At 71.6% G+C, this 15,124-nt stretch carries 17 protein-coding genes and 1 pseudogene; 12 read left to right on the top strand and 6 right to left on the bottom strand.

Translation table 11 applies throughout. The features are described from left to right. Window positions 1-162: 162 nt before the first annotated feature. Window positions 163-1,974 carry an amino acid transporter gene (locus ACGFSC_RS07505; protein ID WP_359905574.1) on the top strand — a complete coding sequence of 604 codons (1,812 nt, stop codon included), beginning with the start codon at window positions 163-165 and terminating at the stop codon, window positions 1,972-1,974. Window positions 1,975-2,166: 192 nt separating this feature from the next. Here the strand turns inward: ACGFSC_RS07505 and ACGFSC_RS07500 are convergent, their stop codons facing one another. Next, the gene (locus ACGFSC_RS07500) at window positions 2,167-2,772 is read right to left on the bottom strand and encodes a transglycosylase family protein (protein ID WP_359905542.1); all 606 of its coding nucleotides are present in this window, start codon (window positions 2,770-2,772) and stop codon (window positions 2,167-2,169) included. 381 nt (window positions 2,773-3,153) lie between these two features. Here ACGFSC_RS07500 and ACGFSC_RS07495 point away from each other — a divergent pair, with 381 nt between their 5' ends. The 4 genes from ACGFSC_RS07495 to ACGFSC_RS07480 all read left to right on the top strand — a co-directional run bounded on the left by ACGFSC_RS07495 (window position 3,154) and on the right by ACGFSC_RS07480 (window position 7,672). Then, window positions 3,154-4,755, top strand: a complete 1,602-nt coding sequence (locus ACGFSC_RS07495; RefSeq protein WP_359905544.1) for a metallophosphoesterase family protein — start codon at window positions 3,154-3,156, stop codon at window positions 4,753-4,755. Window positions 4,756-4,861: 106 nt separating this feature from the next. Continuing rightward, a complete protein-coding gene (locus ACGFSC_RS07490) occupies window positions 4,862-5,533 on the top strand; it encodes a lysophospholipid acyltransferase family protein (protein ID WP_359905547.1) in 672 nt (223 codons plus the stop codon). Between the two features lie 55 nt (window positions 5,534-5,588). Then, window positions 5,589-6,689 carry a tetratricopeptide repeat protein gene (locus ACGFSC_RS07485; RefSeq protein WP_359905550.1) on the top strand — a complete coding sequence of 367 codons (1,101 nt, stop codon included), beginning with the start codon at window positions 5,589-5,591 and terminating at the stop codon, window positions 6,687-6,689. Window positions 6,690-6,727: 38 nt separating this feature from the next. After that, window positions 6,728-7,672, top strand: a complete 945-nt coding sequence (locus ACGFSC_RS07480; protein WP_359905577.1) for a phosphorothioated DNA-binding restriction endonuclease — start codon at window positions 6,728-6,730, stop codon at window positions 7,670-7,672. A 3-nt stretch (window positions 7,673-7,675) separates the two neighbouring features. Here ACGFSC_RS07480 and ACGFSC_RS07475 read toward each other — a convergent pair whose 3' ends face one another. Next, entirely contained in the window at window positions 7,676-8,275 is a 600-nt protein-coding gene (locus tag ACGFSC_RS07475; RefSeq protein ID WP_359905553.1) for a TetR/AcrR family transcriptional regulator, read from the bottom strand. A 57-nt stretch (window positions 8,276-8,332) separates the two neighbouring features. Between ACGFSC_RS07475 and ACGFSC_RS07470 the strand changes: the two genes are divergently transcribed. Continuing rightward, a complete protein-coding gene (locus ACGFSC_RS07470) occupies window positions 8,333-9,220 on the top strand; it encodes an alpha/beta fold hydrolase (protein ID WP_359905556.1) in 888 nt (295 codons plus the stop codon). Between the two features lie 60 nt (window positions 9,221-9,280). On the opposite strand, the gene ACGFSC_RS07465 is transcribed toward ACGFSC_RS07470, so the two are convergent. Next, window positions 9,281-9,694, bottom strand: coding sequence for a peptidase inhibitor family I36 protein (locus ACGFSC_RS07465; protein ID WP_359905559.1), 414 nt, complete (start codon window positions 9,692-9,694; stop codon window positions 9,281-9,283). Between the two features lie 164 nt (window positions 9,695-9,858). Continuing rightward, the gene (locus ACGFSC_RS07460; RefSeq protein ID WP_359905562.1) at window positions 9,859-10,203 is read right to left on the bottom strand and encodes a hypothetical protein; all 345 of its coding nucleotides are present in this window, start codon (window positions 10,201-10,203) and stop codon (window positions 9,859-9,861) included. A gap of 151 nt (window positions 10,204-10,354) precedes the next feature. On the opposite strand from ACGFSC_RS07460, the gene ACGFSC_RS07455 reads away from it, so the two are divergent. After that, window positions 10,355-11,206, top strand: coding sequence for a helix-turn-helix transcriptional regulator (locus ACGFSC_RS07455; protein ID WP_359905580.1), 852 nt, complete (start codon window positions 10,355-10,357; stop codon window positions 11,204-11,206). A gap of 12 nt (window positions 11,207-11,218) precedes the next feature. Then, entirely contained in the window at window positions 11,219-11,416 is a 198-nt protein-coding gene (locus ACGFSC_RS07450; RefSeq protein WP_359905565.1) for a DUF397 domain-containing protein, read from the top strand. Window positions 11,417-11,658: 242 nt separating this feature from the next. Here ACGFSC_RS07450 and ACGFSC_RS07445 read toward each other — a convergent pair whose 3' ends face one another. After that, window positions 11,659-12,084 (bottom strand): hypothetical protein, encoded by a 426-nt coding sequence (locus ACGFSC_RS07445; protein WP_359905568.1) that lies wholly within the window; start codon window positions 12,082-12,084, stop codon window positions 11,659-11,661. Between the two features lie 149 nt (window positions 12,085-12,233). On the opposite strand from ACGFSC_RS07445, the pseudogene ACGFSC_RS07440 reads away from it, so the two are divergent. Further along, window positions 12,234-12,374: pseudogene (locus ACGFSC_RS07440) on the top strand (IS701 family transposase); the annotation flags it as partial. Window positions 12,375-12,439: 65 nt separating this feature from the next. After that, complete coding sequence (locus ACGFSC_RS07435; protein WP_359905571.1) at window positions 12,440-13,099, top strand: hypothetical protein; 660 nt, start codon at window positions 12,440-12,442, stop codon at window positions 13,097-13,099. Between the two features lie 184 nt (window positions 13,100-13,283). Here the strand turns inward: ACGFSC_RS07435 and ACGFSC_RS07430 are convergent, their stop codons facing one another. Beyond that, complete coding sequence (locus ACGFSC_RS07430) at window positions 13,284-13,727, bottom strand: sirohydrochlorin chelatase (protein ID WP_380630861.1); 444 nt, start codon at window positions 13,725-13,727, stop codon at window positions 13,284-13,286. A gap of 359 nt (window positions 13,728-14,086) precedes the next feature. Between ACGFSC_RS07430 and ACGFSC_RS07425 the strand changes: the two genes are divergently transcribed. Continuing rightward, window positions 14,087-14,548, top strand: coding sequence for a hypothetical protein (locus ACGFSC_RS07425; protein WP_359898848.1), 462 nt, complete (start codon window positions 14,087-14,089; stop codon window positions 14,546-14,548). Continuing rightward, on the top strand, window positions 14,548-14,955 hold the full coding sequence (locus tag ACGFSC_RS07420; protein ID WP_359898846.1) for a cupredoxin domain-containing protein: 408 nt from the start codon (window positions 14,548-14,550) through the stop codon (window positions 14,953-14,955). Before ACGFSC_RS07425 ends, ACGFSC_RS07420 begins: the two co-directional genes overlap by 1 nt. The last annotated feature ends 169 nt before the right edge of the window (window positions 14,956-15,124 follow it).

The following is a 15,124-nucleotide window of genomic DNA, read 5'->3' as shown; positions in this document are numbered from 1 at the left end:
GCGCGAATACGCCTCCGCAGCTGGCTGCTGGAGGACGTGACCGCGGAGAAGCCCGCGCAGCCGACCGCGGCGGAGGGCGGCCCGGAGGCGTCGCCCGAGGGCCCGGCGGCGGGGGACTCCGCCGGGCACGGTGCGCAGGCCGGCCAGCGCTGGTGGCGGGTGATGTGCCTGACCGGCCTGGACTACTTCTCGACGCTCGGCTACCAGCCGGGCATCGCGGCCCTCGCCGCGGGCGTGCTGTCGCCGATCGCCACCATCGTGCTGGTGGTGGTCACCCTGCTGGGCGCGCTGCCGGTCTACCGGCGGGTGGCCAAGGAGAGCCCGCACGGCGAGGGTTCGATCGCGATGCTGGAGCGGCTGCTGTCGTTCTGGAAGGGCAAGCTGTTCGTCCTCGCGCTGCTCGGCTTCGCGGCCACGGACTTCCTGATCACCATCACCCTGTCCGCCGCCGACGCGAGCGCGCACCTGGTGGAGAACCCGCACCTGACCGGCTTCCTCGGCGGCAAGCAGGTGGTGATCACGCTGGTCCTGGTGGCGCTGCTCGGCGCGGTCTTCCTCAAGGGCTTCAGCGAGGCGATCGGCCTGGCGGTGTTCCTGGTCGGGACCTACCTGGTGCTGAACGTGGTCGTGGTGGCCGTCGGCCTCTGGAAGATCATCGAGGCGCCGCACGTGGTCACCGACTGGTCGCACGCGCTGACCCTCCAGCACGGCAACCCGATCGTCATGGTCGGCGTGGCCCTGGTGACCTTCCCGAAGCTGGCGCTCGGCCTGTCCGGCTTCGAGACCGGTGTCGCCGTGATGCCGCACATCAAGGGTGACCCGACCGACACCGAGGCCGACCCGGCGGGCCGGATCCGCGGCACCCGCAAGCTGCTGACCACCTCCGCCGTGATCATGAGCTGCTTCCTGATCGCCACCAGCTTCATCACCACGCTGCTCATCCCGGCCGACCAGTTCAAGCCCGGCGGCGACGCCAACGGCCGTGCCCTGGCGTTCCTGGCGCACGAGTACCTGGGCGGCGCCTTCGGCAGCGTCTACGACCTCTCCACCATCGCGATCCTCTGGTTCGCCGGCGCCTCCGCCATGGCGGGCATGCTCAACCTGCTGCCCCGCTACCTGCCGCGCTACGGCATGGCCCCGCACTGGGCGCGCGCGGTGCGGCCGATGGTGATCGTGCTGACCCTGATCGGCTTCCTGGTCACCTGGATCTTCGACGCGAACGTGGACGCCCAGGGCGGCGCGTACGCGACCGGCGTGCTGGTGCTGATCAGCTCCGCCGCCATCGCGGTGACCATCGCCGCCTACCGCAAGCGCGAGCGCGGCTGGACCGTCGCGTTCGCGGTCATCTCGGCGATCTTCCTCTACACCACCGTGCTGAACGTGCTGGAGCGGCCGGACGGTCTGAAGATCGGTGCCTGCTTCATCGCCGGGATCATCCTGGTCTCGCTGCTCTCCCGGCTGCGCCGCGCCTTCGAGCTGCGTGTCACCAATGTGGTCATGGACGATGTGGCGGAACGTTTCATCAGGGACTACGCGCACCGCCCGCTGCGACTGATCGCCAACGAGCCGAGCCACCGCGACGTCGCCGAGTACCGCGACAAGATCCGCCAGATCCGCGCCGACAACGACATCCCCGGCGAGGACGACCTGGTCTTCGTCGAGGTGACCGTCCGCGACGCCTCCGACTTCGAGGCCGAGCTCACCGTGCGCGGAGAGGTGCTGCACGGCCGCTACCGGGTGCTCACCCTGGAGAGCTCCAGCATCCCGAACGCGCTCGCCGCGCTGGCGCTGAACATCCGGGACCGCACCGGGCAGCAGCCGCACCTCTACTTCGAGTGGACCGAGGGCAGCCCCTTCGCCCAGTTCCTGCGGTTCTTCCTGTTCGGGCAGGGCGAGGTCGCGCCGGTCACCCGCGAGGTGCTGCGCGAGGCCGAGCCGGACCGCTCGCGCCGCCCGCGCGTGCACGTCGGCTGACCGGGGCCCGTCCGCCCCGTCCGCCCGGTCGATACGCCGACGGCCCGTCCGCTCCGAGTGAGCGGGCGGGCCGTCGGCGTGTCGGACGGGAACGGTGTCGGACGGGAACGGCGTGAACGACGGACCGCCGCCCGCACCGGGGCGGGCGCGGGCGGCGGGTCGGTGGGGCGGTGAAGGGGTCGGGGGCGGGGGTCAGGAAGGGAGGTCGAGGACCAGACCGGGCTCGATGAGGTCCGGGTCCTCGCCGACGGCGGCGGCGTTGAGCTCGTACAGCGCGGGCCAGCCGCCGGGGACGCGCAGGACTTCGGCGATGCCGCCGAGGGTGTCGCCCTCGCGGACGGTCCAGGTGCCGTCCTTGGACACGGCCCTGGCCGGGGCGGCGGCCGGCGGCGGCAGGACGCCCTCGCGGCCGTGGCCGCGGGTGGCGCGGGCGCCGCAGACGGGCCAGGGGGAGAGGCCGCGGTGGTCGGCCAGGTGCTCGGCGACGGCGATCTGCTGCTCGCGGGTGGCGAGGTCGGCACGCGGTGCGTAGGCGAGGCCGCCGTTCTCCCGCCACGTGGGCCGGTCGAACTGGAGGCCGCCGTAGTAGCCGTTGCCGGTGTTGATGCGCCAGTTGCCGCTGCTCTCGCAGGCCGCGACGCGGTCCCAGTCGTAACTGCCGCCGTCCGCCCTTCCGGGGTCGGACCCGCTGTCGCGGCCCGGTGGCGCGGCGTGGGCCGCCGGGGCGGCGGCGAGGGCCACGGTGAGGGCGCAGAGCGCGGTCGGGACGATGCGGCGCAGACAGACGGTGGGAGGCATGGGCGGCTCTCGGACTGGGGGACAGAACCTGCGCCGTCCGCGGACGGCGCCCTTCCACCCATGCACGCCGGACGGGGTGTTCCGGCGCCGACACGTCCGGAAGGTCACCCGCACGGCGGCCCGGTACCACCTCGGTGGCCCGCGGCCGATCGGCCGTCGTCCTCGTCGCCCGCCGGTGGCGGGCCTGTCACCGGCGGACGCCGAGGACCCGTTGAGGATCCGCCGAGGGCCTGCCGAGGAGCCGCCGCGGGCCCGTCGCGCACGGTGCGCGGCGGGCTCGCGCGTAAGCTCCAACTCGCCTGCGGTGCAAGGGAATCGAAAGCACATCCGATGGTGTCGGGCCTCTTGTCAAAGGTTAGGGAAGTTTCCTAACTTGATGTCATGTCCGAGACCGAGACCCCACGGCACTCCCGGCGCGACCTCCTCCGGGCCGGCGCGGCGGGCGGCGCCGCCCTCGCGACCGGCGGCCTGCTGCTGCCCGGCACGGCCCTGGCCGCCCCGCGCCCGACCGCCCTCGACGTCCCGACCGCCCTCGACGCCACCACCGGCCGAGCCGCCACCACCGGCCCCGCACCCCGGAGCGAGCGGACCGCCGGGTCCGCGCTGCGGCCCTTCGGCCGTCACCTCGCCTACGGGGCCGACCCCTCCCAGCAGGTCGTCGTCTCCTGGCAGGTGCCGGACGCGGTGACCGCGCCCTTCGTCCGGATCGGCGTCCAGCCCGGCGACTTCGGCGCCCCGATCGCCGCCGAGGTCCGCACCCTGGTCAGCAAGCTCTCCTGGCAGCACCCGGTCGAGGACCAGCCGCTGATCAAGCCCACCACCGTCACCCAGTACTACCTGCACGCGCAGCTGGACCAGCTGATCCCGGACACCACGTACTACTACGTCGTGGGCCACCAGGGCCACGACCCGGCGGGCCAGGGCGCCCGGCTCGGCGACGTGGCGAGCTTCCGCACCGCACCCGCCCCCGGCCGCGGCGGCGGGTTCACCTTCACGGCCTTCGGCGACCAGGGGATCGGGTACAACGCGGCCGCCACCGGCAACCTGATCGCCGGCCTCGACCCCGCCTTCCACCTCCACATGGGCGACCTGTCCTACGCCAACGCCGGCGGCAGCGGCAAGACCAGCGACGCGTACGACGCCCGCCTGTGGGACTCCTTCTTCGTGCAGAACGAGCCCGTCGCCGCACGGACCCCGTGGATGCCGGCGATCGGCAACCACGAGATGGAGCCGTGGTACGGGACGGACGGCTACGGGGGCATGCGCGCCCGGTTCACGACGCCCGACAACGCCTGGAGCCGGTCCACCGGCATCTACTCCTGGCGGTACCAGAACGTCGGGCTGATCAGCCTCGACGGCAACGACGTCTGCTACAACACCCCGGCCAACCTCGACTACACCAAGGGCAAGCAGAAGAAGTGGCTGGAGAGCCGGCTCACGGCGCTCCGCGCCGACACCGGCATCGACTTCATCGTCGTCTACCTGCACCAGTGCACGTACTCCACCTGCCACGACAACGGCGCCGAACTCGGCGCGCAGCAGGACTGGGCCCCGCTCTTCGACAAGTACCAGGTGGACCTGGTGCTCAGCGGCCACAACCACGTCTACGAGCGGACCGACCCCATCCGGGCCGGCAAGGCCACCCGCAAGGCCGCCTCCGGCGACACCGTCGACCCCGCGAAGGACGGCACCACCTACGTCGTCGCGGGCGGCGGTGGCGGCGGGCTCTACTCCTTCCCGGTCTCCGACACCTACCTCGGGCACGAGAGCGCCAACGACAAGCCCGTGCCGATGGTGGTCGCCGACCGGAGCGGCCACAGCCAGACCGTCAAGGTCACCTGGTCCAGGGTCCGCTACACCGGCTACTGCCTGGTCGCGGTCGAGGTGACCCCCGCCGCCGCGGGCCGGCCCGCCCGGATGGAGGTGCGCTCCCTGACCGAGGACGGCACGGCCGTGGACCGGGTCACCGTGCAGCGCGGCTGACCCGGCCGGCACCCGGCCCGGTCTGAGTACGGCTACTCAGGCGGCCGGCGGCGGCGCACCGCGAGCATGGAGGTGCCACATCGCCGCGGGACACGGGGGAACAGCCATGCTCAGCACGATCGCCGCCGTCCTGGTACCCGCCCTCGGCCGGCTGTCCGTCACCTCCGAGACGGCCGGCCCGGTCGCCCCTGGCAGCATCGTCGCGGCCAACCACAGCTCGCTGGCCGACCCGGGTGTGGTGCTGGCCGCACTGCGCCGGCTGGGCACCGAACCGGTGGTGATGGCCGCCGCCGGGCTGTGGCGGGCGCCGGTGCTCGGCGGGGCGCTGCGTGCCGGCGGGCACATTCCCGTCCACCGCGGGACGACCCGGGCGGCCGGCGCCCTGGACGCGGCCGCCGCGGCGCTCGCCGCCGGTCGGGTCGTCCTCATCTACGGCGAGGGCGGCCTGCCGAAGCACCGGGACTCCCGCGACGCGGAACCGCGCGCCTTCCGCACCGGCCTCGCCCGGCTCGCGGCGGCCAGTGGAGCCCCGGTGGTGCCGCTCGGCCAGTGCGGAGCCCGCCGACTGAGCTCGGGCGGCACCGTCAAGCAGCTCGCCGGATTCGCCACCGCCCCCCTGCGTCGCCCCGCCCTGCACGTCCACCTCGGCGCCCCGCTCCACCTGCCCGGCGACATCCCCGAGGCCACCGCCGCCGCCCACCGCGCCGTCACCGCCGCCTGGCGCACCGCGGAGCAGCACTGCGGTGGGCGGGGGCGACGGGGTGTCGGTGCGGCGTGAGACCGTACGGGGCCTGGGTATTCCACGCAGCGAACGGGTGACCGGGGAGGCGATTGTGAGCGGGGAACCGACCATCGACTGGGAGCCGCAGTACCGGGGCGCCCACTCGAACCCTCAGGTCGTCGAGTGCTACGAGCGGTTCGTCTCCACGTCGGACCCGGGGTGGCTGGCCGCCCTGAAGGAGCTGGCCCGGGCCGAGGGCGCGCAGGTGGGGGACCTGCACGCGCTGGCGTCGGCCCACCTGCTCGCGGGGCGGCCGGCGGAGGCCGTTCCACTGCTGGAGTTCCTGGCGTTCCTGGAGCCGGAGGACCCGGCCGTGCGCTACGACCTGGCCGGCGCCTACGCCCGGATCGGCAGTGCGGACCGGGCCGGGCGGGAACTGGAGCGGATCCTCGCGGACCGGCCCGAGTGGCCGGCGGCCGTCCGGCAGCTCGCCGAGGTCCGGGCCTGGCTGCGGTGGCACGGGGACACCGTGGACCTCCTGCGGCAGCAGGCCGAGGTCTTCTCCCTGCTGACCGCCGACGGGGCGGGCGGTGCGACCGAGCACCTCGCCCTCGGGAAGGTGCTGTACCAGCTGGCCGCGGTCCCGCGCAGCGGCGTGGACTGGCCGGAGGTCGTGGGCGTTCTGGAGCGGGCCCATCAACTCGACGACGGCGACGAGCAGGTGCTGGAAATCCTCGCGGCGGCGAGTCACCACGCGGGAGCCGAGCCGCAGTGGCGCGCGGCGCTGCTGGCGCTGGAACGGGTCGCTCCCGGATCCGGGCACCTCGACCACTGGCGCGCGGCCCCGCCGGCCGTCGCTCCGAACCCGGACCGACTGCTCGCGGTCGCCTCCTCCGAAACCACCGACGCCCACCACGCCCTGCGGGACCTCCGGGCGCAGTACCGGACGGCCCCGAACAACCCGGACGTCCAGCGCTGTCTGGTGCAGGTGGAGGTCGGCATCGGCAACGTCGCCGAGGCGCTGTGGCTGGCCGAGGGCCTCGCCGCCACCGAGGCGCTCGACTGCTACGGGCACGGCGCCCTGATGGTGGTCTACGGGATCCTCGGCGACGGACGGGCACGCCAGCACCTCGCCGCGGCCCTGGAGCTCGCGCCGGACCAGGCCACGACGGCCGAACTCCTGGACCAGTACGATCAGTTGAGCGCCGGATGACGGCGGATCGGACCATCGGCCCGGCTGATTCCTCCGCCGTGCCGCGAACTGCGCCGGCCGGCACGGACTGGCTCGATCGGGTGGCGCGGCTGAGACGCTGGACGAAGGGCGGCGTTCGTGCGCCGCACAAGCCGTTGCTGCTGCTCTACGCGCTCGGCGGGTACCAGCGGGACGCGGAGGGCGAACTGCGGTACAGCGCGGTCGAGGACGAGCTGAAGCGGCTGCTCGCCGAGTACGGGCCGTCGCGTCCGACCACCCCCGCCTACCCGTTCCACCACCTGGTCGGCGACGGGGTGTGGGAGGTTCGCACCGATCAGGGGGCGGGAAGCCCCGGCAGCGGGGTCGGGATCCTCCGGTCGAGCGGGGCCTCCGGCAGGCTCGCACCCGCGCTGCGGGCGGCGCTCGGCGAGGAGCCGGCCATGCTGGGGCGGATGGCCAGGGTGCTGCTGGACGCCCACTTCCCGGCGTCCCTGCACGCCGACCTCTGCGAGGCCGTCGGCCTCGACCTGGAGCGGGCCGAGACCGGGGCCGTGGGCGGGACCGAGGTCGCGGCCCGGCGGCAGCGGGACCGGCGGATGCGTGAACTGATACTCACCGCCTACGAGTTCCAGTGCGCGTTCTGCGGCTACGACGGCGCCCTCGGCGGGAGCCCGGTCGGGTTGGAGGCCGCGCACGTGCGCTGGTGGTCGCACGACGGGCCGGACGAGGTCGACAACGGCCTGTGCCTGTGCTCATTGCACCACAAGCTGTTCGACAAGGGCGTGCTGGGCCTGGGGGAGGGCCGTCGCATCCTGGTCTCCGACCGCTTCGTCGGCCGCGGTGAGGCCAGCCGCCGGCATGTGCTCGCACTGGCCGGACGGCCGGTCATCGGCCCGCAGCCCGGCCGTCCGCCGGTCGCGGACCGGCATCGGGAGTGGCACGCGCGCCAGGTGTTCCACGGCGTTCCGCGCCAACCCGCCGACCAGGAGGCGGTGTTGGTATAGGTCCTAGTCGGGGAAGAGTCGCCCGAGGTGGTAGCGCAGGACGGTGGTCGCCTCGTCCGCCGTCCGCTGGTCGAGCAGGACGCTGAGGCCCAGGCCGGCGGAGACGGCGAGCAGGACGACGGCCTCGTGGCGGGCGTCCAGGCCGGGGTCGGCGGCTCCGGCCTGCTGGGCCGCCGTCAGCTGGGCGGCGAGGAAGGCCTCCATCTCGTCGGGCGCGGCGAGGAACTGGGGGCCGCCGAGCGCCGGATCGGTGACGGAGAGCACCGCGTACTCGGTGTGGATGAGGTGGAAGGCCCGGCTCTCCTCGTCGGTGGGGACGGCTTCGAGCAGGACGGCTTCGATGATGCCGCGCGGGTCGGCGGCGCCGCTCGCGCGGACGCGCCGCTGGACCCGTTCGCCCATGCGGGCCGTCAGCCGGGTCATGGCGGCGAGCAGCAGCTGTTCCTTGGTGTCGAAGTAGTACTGCACGAGGCGCACCGAGACGCCCGCCTCGATTGCCACCGAGCGCATGGTGACGGAGTGCAGGCCGCTGCTCGCCGCCGAGCGGAGCAGCGCGTCGATGATGTGGGCCCGCCGTTCCTCGTGATCCACCAGCTTCGGCATCGGGTTCCTTCCGGATATTTTTGTGGTACAACCATACCACCAAACAGGGGAGGGATCATGACCAGGACCAGCGTCGGACACTTCGTCAGCGAGGCCGCCCGGGCGAAGTTCCTTGCGGCGTACGACCGGGCGATGGAGCTGTGGCCCGGCCCGCGCCAGGAACTCGACATCGAGACCGCGTACGGAAGCGTCCACGTCCACCGCTACGGCGCCACGACCGGCGAACCGATCGTGCTGCTGCACGGCCACGCCGGACACCCGTCCAACTGGTACCCGCAGATCGCGGCGCTGGGCGAACACCACCCCGTCTACGCCATCGACACCCTGGACGACCCCGGCCGCAGCGTGCAGCGCGCCGTCGCGGCCGGGTCGCAGGAGAACGCGGCCTGGCTGGGGGAGGTCCTGGCCGGCCTCGGGCTGGAACGGGTCCACCTGGTCGGGGTGTCGTACGGCGGCTGGCTGGCGCTCAACCAGGCGATCCACGCGCCCGAGCGGCTCGCCTCGATCGCGCCGCTCGACCCGGGCGGGATCGAGAAGGTCCCCGCCCGGTTCTACGCCCACATGATCGGCGGCCTGTTCGGCATGCTCGCCCCGCGCCCGCTGCGCCCGGCGGTCGGCCGACTGCTCGCCAACCCGGCACTGAGCGCGCCGCGCGAGATGATCGCCCCGCTGATGCTCGCCATGCGGAGCTACAAGCCGGGCAGCCGCCCGCCGGCCCGGCCGTTCACGGACGAGGAGTTGGCGTCGATCGAGCTGCCGGTGCTCGTCCTGGTGGGCAGGCGCAGTGCGCTGCTGCGGCCGCGCCAGGTGGTCGAGCGGGTCACGAGGCTGGTGCCGGGCGTGCGGGCGGAGATCCTGGAACGCGCCGGACACGGACTCAACCTGGAACAGCCGGAGGCGGTCAACGAACGGCTGCTGGGCTTCATCGGCGCCGTCGGGCGGTAGTCCTGGAAGGCCCGCAGGGCCCCCGCGCGGCGGAGGCCCTGCGGAGCGTCTTGCGGTGCGTCAGGAGAACAGGCGGGCGTCGTTGTTCGCCGCGGCGTTGAGCGATCCCGCGTACCCGTTGTCGAAGGGCACCCAGAGGCCGTCGCTGATCTTGCTGACCCACACCGTGTGGCCGGTGTTGTTCACGATCGAGGCGGCGTTGTTGTACATCGTCACCCCGTAGCCGGAGCCGTTCGCGTAGCGGGCGAACGTGTAGTTGTGCAGGTCGAGGTTCTGGTTCGGCGAGAAGTTGTCGAACGATCCCCAGCCGACTCCCGGCGAGTTGTAGTACAGGCAGACGCTGCCGTTGGGGCACGCCTCCACCCCGCCCGGACCTGCGGCGTAGGCGCTCCCGGTGGCCATGGCCACCGTGCCGGCTGTCAACGCCGCCACCGCCGCGATGCTGGCCGTGCGCCGTCCGATCTTGATGCGCATTCCGTACTCCCGTCCCAGTCGACAGTGCAGGAAGGCCGGGCGGGCCGAGTCCCGTGCGGACCACTGCCCCCGAGGCCTCGAACAGGCTGGCACGGGTGCCCCGTTCGCGCTACGGTTGCGCGCCGTTCCGCTTGTGAACAGATCTGAAGGGCGCCGGCTCGGAGTCAGGCGGCTGCGCTCCGGCTTGCCGTGGCGGCCTCCGGCTGCGCGAGCCAGATCAGCCGGGCGGTGACATCCGGCCGCCTGGAGAAGTGACGTACGGCCCGCTCGGGTGACGCGAGGGTCATGCGCGTCCGCCCGTCGACGCCGATCACGTGGGTCCGGCCGTCCGAGTCGGCGAGCCCCCAGGCCGCGACCCACCCGTCAGCGTCCTCGCCGCACACCTGAACGACGGCGAAGAGTCGGGGTGCGGTGTCGATCACGAGCCCGCGCAGCTCCTGGTCGAAGGTCAGGCCGGCCGGCGGGTGAGGCGTGGTCGAGTGGGAGTTTGGCGAGGGCGCAGCACTCATGGAAGTCTCCTGCCTCAAGGCATGGGTGAGCCAACGGACAGCACCTTCGGTAACTGATCCATGTCATACGGTAGCGCTGGCGTGGCATACTTTCCATGCAGTCCATTGAAGACTTGCTATTTCACTCCAGGCAGTGAACGAGAGGATCGCGATGTCACCGAGCGACGCCCCGACCTTGCGGCAGCAGCGCCTCGGGTTCGAACTGCGCAAACTCCGTGAGAACGCTGGGCTCAGCTCAACTGCCGCCGCCACTCGGGTGGGAGTGAGTCAGGCCCACATGAGCCGAATCGAAGCGGGCCGCTACGCGGTGAGCGCAGACCGGGTCCGCGCGTTCGCTCGCGCGTACACCTGCACGGACCAGAACCTGATCGACGCTCTCGCCGGCATGACGGGACGGCGGGTTCGCGGATGGTGGGAGGAATACCGCGACATCCTGCCGCCGAACATGCTCGATCTCGCCGAAACGGAACACCACTCCACGGCGATGCGCATCGCCTCCGTGATTCATATCCCAGGCCTGCTCCAGACCGCCGATCAGGCGCGTGTGCTTGCCAGTAGTGCCGTGCCGCCTCTGGTTCCACATGAGGTGGAACATCGGGTGTCGTACCGGATCAAACGGCAGGTCGTTCTCTATGGTCAGCGGGCGATCCCGCTCACGGCGATTGTCCATGAGGCCGCTCTGCGCATGGGGTTCGGTGGACCCGCAGTGGCTCGTGCACAGCTCAGGCAGCTGCTTGAGGCGAGTACCCGCGAGAACGTCTCGGTTCTCGTGATTCCCTTCGGTGCGGGCACGTTCCCGGGCTCCGGGCAGTCCATCGTCTACTGCTCTTCAGTCGTGTCCCAACTCGACACCGTGCAGCTCGACACGTATCACGGCTCCGAGTTCCTTGACGCCCATGCGCAACTGGTGAAGTACCAGAAGGTCCTGGACATCATGGAAGCCTGCGCCCTCAGCCCTACCAAGTCACGTGATCTCATTGCCTGCATCGAGAAGGACACCTGAGAGGAAGCGCGCATGGCAGCCCTCAACTGGCAGAAGTCCAGTTACAGTTCCGAGTCGGCCAACTGCATCTACCTTGCCGTAGACCCTGATCACAGCGTCAAGCTCCGTGAGAGCGATGACCCCGATACCGTCCTCACCGCTTCGCCTGGCGCGCTCGGCGCGCTCCTGTGCGGCGTGAGGGCGGGAGAGTTCGACCACCTGACGACGTGACCTGTGCGGTGTGCATCTCTCGGCCCGTGCCCCAGGCGTCCTGGGGCGCGGGCTGCCGTCATCTCCCCGGTGTGCGTGAGAAGTCGGCCGGGTCGACTTCTCACGCACACGCATGGCCGCTCATGACTGGCAGAAGTCCAGCTTCGGCGCAGACGCAGCAAACTGCCTCTCGTGCTCCAGCTGCAGGTCGTGATCACGTAGCGAGACCGTGTCTCGGGCAGTCCGCCATGTGATCGGTTGGGTCAGCGGATCACGTCCGAAAGATCCAGTTGCTCCATGCGGTCCAGGCACCGGCCGATCTCGATGCCCAGATCGTCGGCGCTCAGGGGAAACTCCTCGGGTCCTGCGGACAGTAGTTCCGCGATGTTCCCCGCACTGTCCTCGACGGAGATGCCGGCCAGCATGTCCGTGCCACTGGCCCTGAACCTGATGGACAGCTCGAAGACCACTGTGAGGTTGCCCGCCAGCCCGAGCACGTGGCCATCGGTGTAGGAGGCATCGTCCGGGGCGTCCGAGTACTGCCAGAGCGGCCCCAGCGACTCACGCCCGCGTGCGGAACCGGCCGGTGTGCGTTCCTCCCACGCCCGTGCCAGCCGTTTCAGCCTGAAATGGGCATCTCGAAGGGCCACTGCCAGCGCAACGGCGCCCTGCCCCGTGTCATCCATCACGTTCCGCTCCCCGCCCGGCACTGTTGGCCGAGTCTTCGACAGCCCGCCTCGCGCCCGCACAGTTCTGTCTGCTGGGCGCTTCCGGAGGTGGAGACGACCACTGTTGATCACCGGCGGTTGTGTGGAAAGACGAAGATCAGCCGGTGGCCGTGGGCGACAGCGTAGACCCCGCCCGGTGGCAGCATGTCTTCGAGGCCCTGATGGGTCGGGTGGCGGGCCGGTTCTCCCGAGGGGAACCGCGCCACCGTGCACGGGCATTCGTGCTGGGCCTGCTCACGGACCTGCCAAGGGGGGCGCGGAACATCTCGCAGAAAACCCTTCGAGGACACCACTACTGACCCGCCATCCTGGTCGGATGCTGCTCAAACTGACCGGCTCCAGCTGTTCGGGCAAGACCACGCTCGCCTACGCCGTGGGCGAGCGGCTGGAGCGGGTCGCCGTGCACGACTTCGACGAGCTCGGCGTACCGGAAGGCGCCCACCGCCGGTGGCGCAACCATATGACCGAGAGGTGGGTGCGTCGCGCGCTGGAGTACCAGGACTGCGGCTTCGACCTCCTGCTGACCGGGCAGTCCCCGATGGGAGAGGTCCTGGCCAGCCCTTCCGCCCCGCTGCTGGACGGAATCGCATTGTGTCTGGTCGACGTGTCCGACGAGGTCCGGCGCGACAGGCTCACCATGCGCGACTCGGGCCGATGGGACGCTCCGGCGGTTGACGCCTTCCTCGGCTGGGCCGCCTGGCACCGCCGGCACGCCGAGGACCCCCGGTACCGGCCCGACGTCATCATCGACGACAGCTGGCACCGCATGGCCTGGCACCGCTGGACCGGGTGGACTGCTGACGATCGGCGATGGTGCACCCACCTGCTCGACACCACGAATCAGCCCGTCGCGGAATCCGTGGACCACGTTGAGCATTGGGTGACCGAACAGCGCAACGCGCTCCGATCCGGCCGTCTCCCCCTGTCGCGGGGCTGGTCAGACCGGACAGCTGCCCGAGCCGACCACGATTCTTGATCCACTTTCGCAACAGACCCTGACTCGCGGCGGCTCCGGACAGCACTATCAGGATCCGTGAGAGCGATGACCCCGACACCGTCTTCACCGCTTCGCCCGGCGCGCTCCGCCGTGCCCCAGGCGTCCTGGGGCACGGGCCGCCGCCCTTTCCCGGTGCGCGTGGGAAGTCGGCCGGGTCGACTTCTCACGCACACCATCGGGACGGGTCGGTCAGGCGGCCGACCGTAGCGCCGTGGCCGCCCGGGCGGCCACGGCGATGGGCGAGGAGGTCGGCCATCCGGGTGGTGTCGGCGAGGGCCGTGGGGTCGGAGGAGCCGGCGCCGGCCAGTACCACGGGGGCGTGCTGCGCGGCGCCGGCTTCGGCAAGGCGGTCGGCGAGGGCCTCGGCGAGCAGAGGCTGCGGTCCGAGGGCGCCGGCGAGGTGAGTGAGCGGGAGGCCGATGACGGTGAGGGCGGCGGGCAGGTCGACCCGTAGGTGGTAGCCGGTGGAGATCAGGAGCGGAACCAGGACCGTTTGTGCGTCCGCGAGTTGGGCGAGAGCCTCGGGGAGGGACGGTTGGGCGAAGTCCAGGAAGCAGCAGTGGAACGGAAGTTCGGGCCACAGCGAGCGAACTTCCCGCAGCAGCAAGCAGATCGAGGTGAAAGCCGTCGGATCCCGGCCGCGACTGCCGAGGCCGAATCCCGGCGCAGGTCGGCGGCACTGATCGGGCTCGCGGGCGCGATCGGGGCGTTCGGCGGGGTGCTGGTGAACCTCGCCTTCCGGCAGTCCTTCCTGGCCGGCGGCAACGGGGACGCGGCGTACACGGGGTTTCTGGTGGCGTACGCGGGCTGCTCGGCGCTGACCTGAGCGGTCTGGCTCCGGCGGCGGTGGCGGGGCGGGCGCCGGGCGATGAGCTGTTGGTATGACGTTCGGGACGGTCGGGCGAGCGGGCGAGCCGCCGGGCGGTTAGCGTCGGCCGCAACACGTTCTCGGACCGGGAGGTTGCAGTGCAGCGGTGGATCATCCTGACGGTACTCACCTCGGCGCTCACCGGTCTCACCGGCGCCGCCGTACCCGCCCTGGCCGACGATCCGACGCAGACCCCCGACACCGAGGCCACCAGCGTCACCATCGGCGACGCCAAGATCGACCCCAGGCTCCCCGGCCGGATCCGGGTGGAGGTCGACTACCTCTGCACCGTCGCCGACGAAGCCCGCTCGCTCACCGTCACGGCGGAGCAGAAGGACCCGGAGGACACCTCGTCGATCGCCTTCGGCTCCAGCCGGACGGCGGAGACGGACGTGATCTGCGACGGGACGCCGCAGAAACGGCAGGTCGTCGTCCAGTCCAAGACCACCAACTGGCTCCCGGACGTCGACGCCGTCCTCACCGCCACCGTCTCCAACATCGGCGCCGCCCCGTCGGCCGCCGCCGACGCCAAGCGGGTCAAGCTGGCCACCACCGCCTGATGCGGTCGCCCGTCCGGGCCGCCGCCCTGCTGCTCGCAGCCGGTCCCCTGCTGACCGGCTGCATCAGCTCGTTCGTCGTACCGGGGCCGGAAGAGACCACCAGCCCCGTCGTGGCGCCGTCCGCGCCGTCCTCTCCGGCCCCGTCGCCCACTCCCTTCGCGGGAACGGTGACGATCCGCGACTTCTCCTTCGAGCCCGACAGCTTCACCGTCAGCCCGGGCGCGGTGGTGACCGTGACCAACACCGGCACCACCACCCACACCCTCACCGCCCAGGACGGCACCTTCGACACCGGCCCCATCGCCCCGGGCGCCGCCGCCACCCTGACCGCCCCGAGCCAACCGGGCGCCTACTCGTACCTCTGCACCTTCCACCACTTCATGCGCGGGATTCTGACCGTGGCGTGAGGGGCGATTGCCCTACGCTCGTGCCCTGCACACGGGGAGGGCACGAGGGATGGCGGACCACACGGCGAACACGGCGAACACGGCGAACACGGCGAACACGGCGAACACGGCGAACACGGCGAACACGGCGAACACGGCGAACACGGCGAACACGGCGAACACGGCGAAC

Source organism: Kitasatospora sp. NPDC048715, assembly GCF_043198905.1.
In the GTDB taxonomy this organism is placed as follows: Bacteria; Actinomycetota; Actinomycetes; order Streptomycetales; family Streptomycetaceae; genus Kitasatospora; species Kitasatospora lactacystinica.
The sequence above is the reverse complement of the archived record's forward strand: the minus strand, read 5'-3'. Positions and strand labels throughout refer to the sequence as shown.

What these genes read in the sequence shown, in the direction of transcription:
- ACGFSC_RS07450 (WP_359905565.1), top strand. Translation starts at nt 11,219, where the DNA reads ATGGCAGCCCTCAACTGGCAGAAGTCCAGTTACAGTTCCGAGTCGGCC.
- ACGFSC_RS07420 (WP_359898846.1), top strand. Translation starts at nt 14,548, where the DNA reads ATGCGGTCGCCCGTCCGGGCCGCCGCCCTGCTGCTCGCAGCCGGTCCC.
- ACGFSC_RS07475 (WP_359905553.1), bottom strand. Translation starts at nt 8,275, where the DNA reads ATGCCGAAGCTGGTGGATCACGAGGAACGGCGGGCCCACATCATCGAC.
- ACGFSC_RS07465 (WP_359905559.1), bottom strand. Translation starts at nt 9,694, where the DNA reads ATGCGCATCAAGATCGGACGGCGCACGGCCAGCATCGCGGCGGTGGCG.
- ACGFSC_RS07435 (WP_359905571.1), top strand. Translation starts at nt 12,440, where the DNA reads ATGCTGCTCAAACTGACCGGCTCCAGCTGTTCGGGCAAGACCACGCTC.
- ACGFSC_RS07470 (WP_359905556.1), top strand. Translation starts at nt 8,333, where the DNA reads ATGACCAGGACCAGCGTCGGACACTTCGTCAGCGAGGCCGCCCGGGCG.
- ACGFSC_RS07455 (WP_359905580.1), top strand. Translation starts at nt 10,355, where the DNA reads ATGTCACCGAGCGACGCCCCGACCTTGCGGCAGCAGCGCCTCGGGTTC.
- ACGFSC_RS07460 (WP_359905562.1), bottom strand. Translation starts at nt 10,203, where the DNA reads ATGAGTGCTGCGCCCTCGCCAAACTCCCACTCGACCACGCCTCACCCG.
- ACGFSC_RS07495 (WP_359905544.1), top strand. Translation starts at nt 3,154, where the DNA reads ATGTCCGAGACCGAGACCCCACGGCACTCCCGGCGCGACCTCCTCCGG.
- ACGFSC_RS07505 (WP_359905574.1), top strand. Translation starts at nt 163, where the DNA reads ATGTGCCTGACCGGCCTGGACTACTTCTCGACGCTCGGCTACCAGCCG.
- ACGFSC_RS07500 (WP_359905542.1), bottom strand. Translation starts at nt 2,772, where the DNA reads ATGCCTCCCACCGTCTGTCTGCGCCGCATCGTCCCGACCGCGCTCTGC.
- ACGFSC_RS07490 (WP_359905547.1), top strand. Translation starts at nt 4,862, where the DNA reads ATGCTCAGCACGATCGCCGCCGTCCTGGTACCCGCCCTCGGCCGGCTG.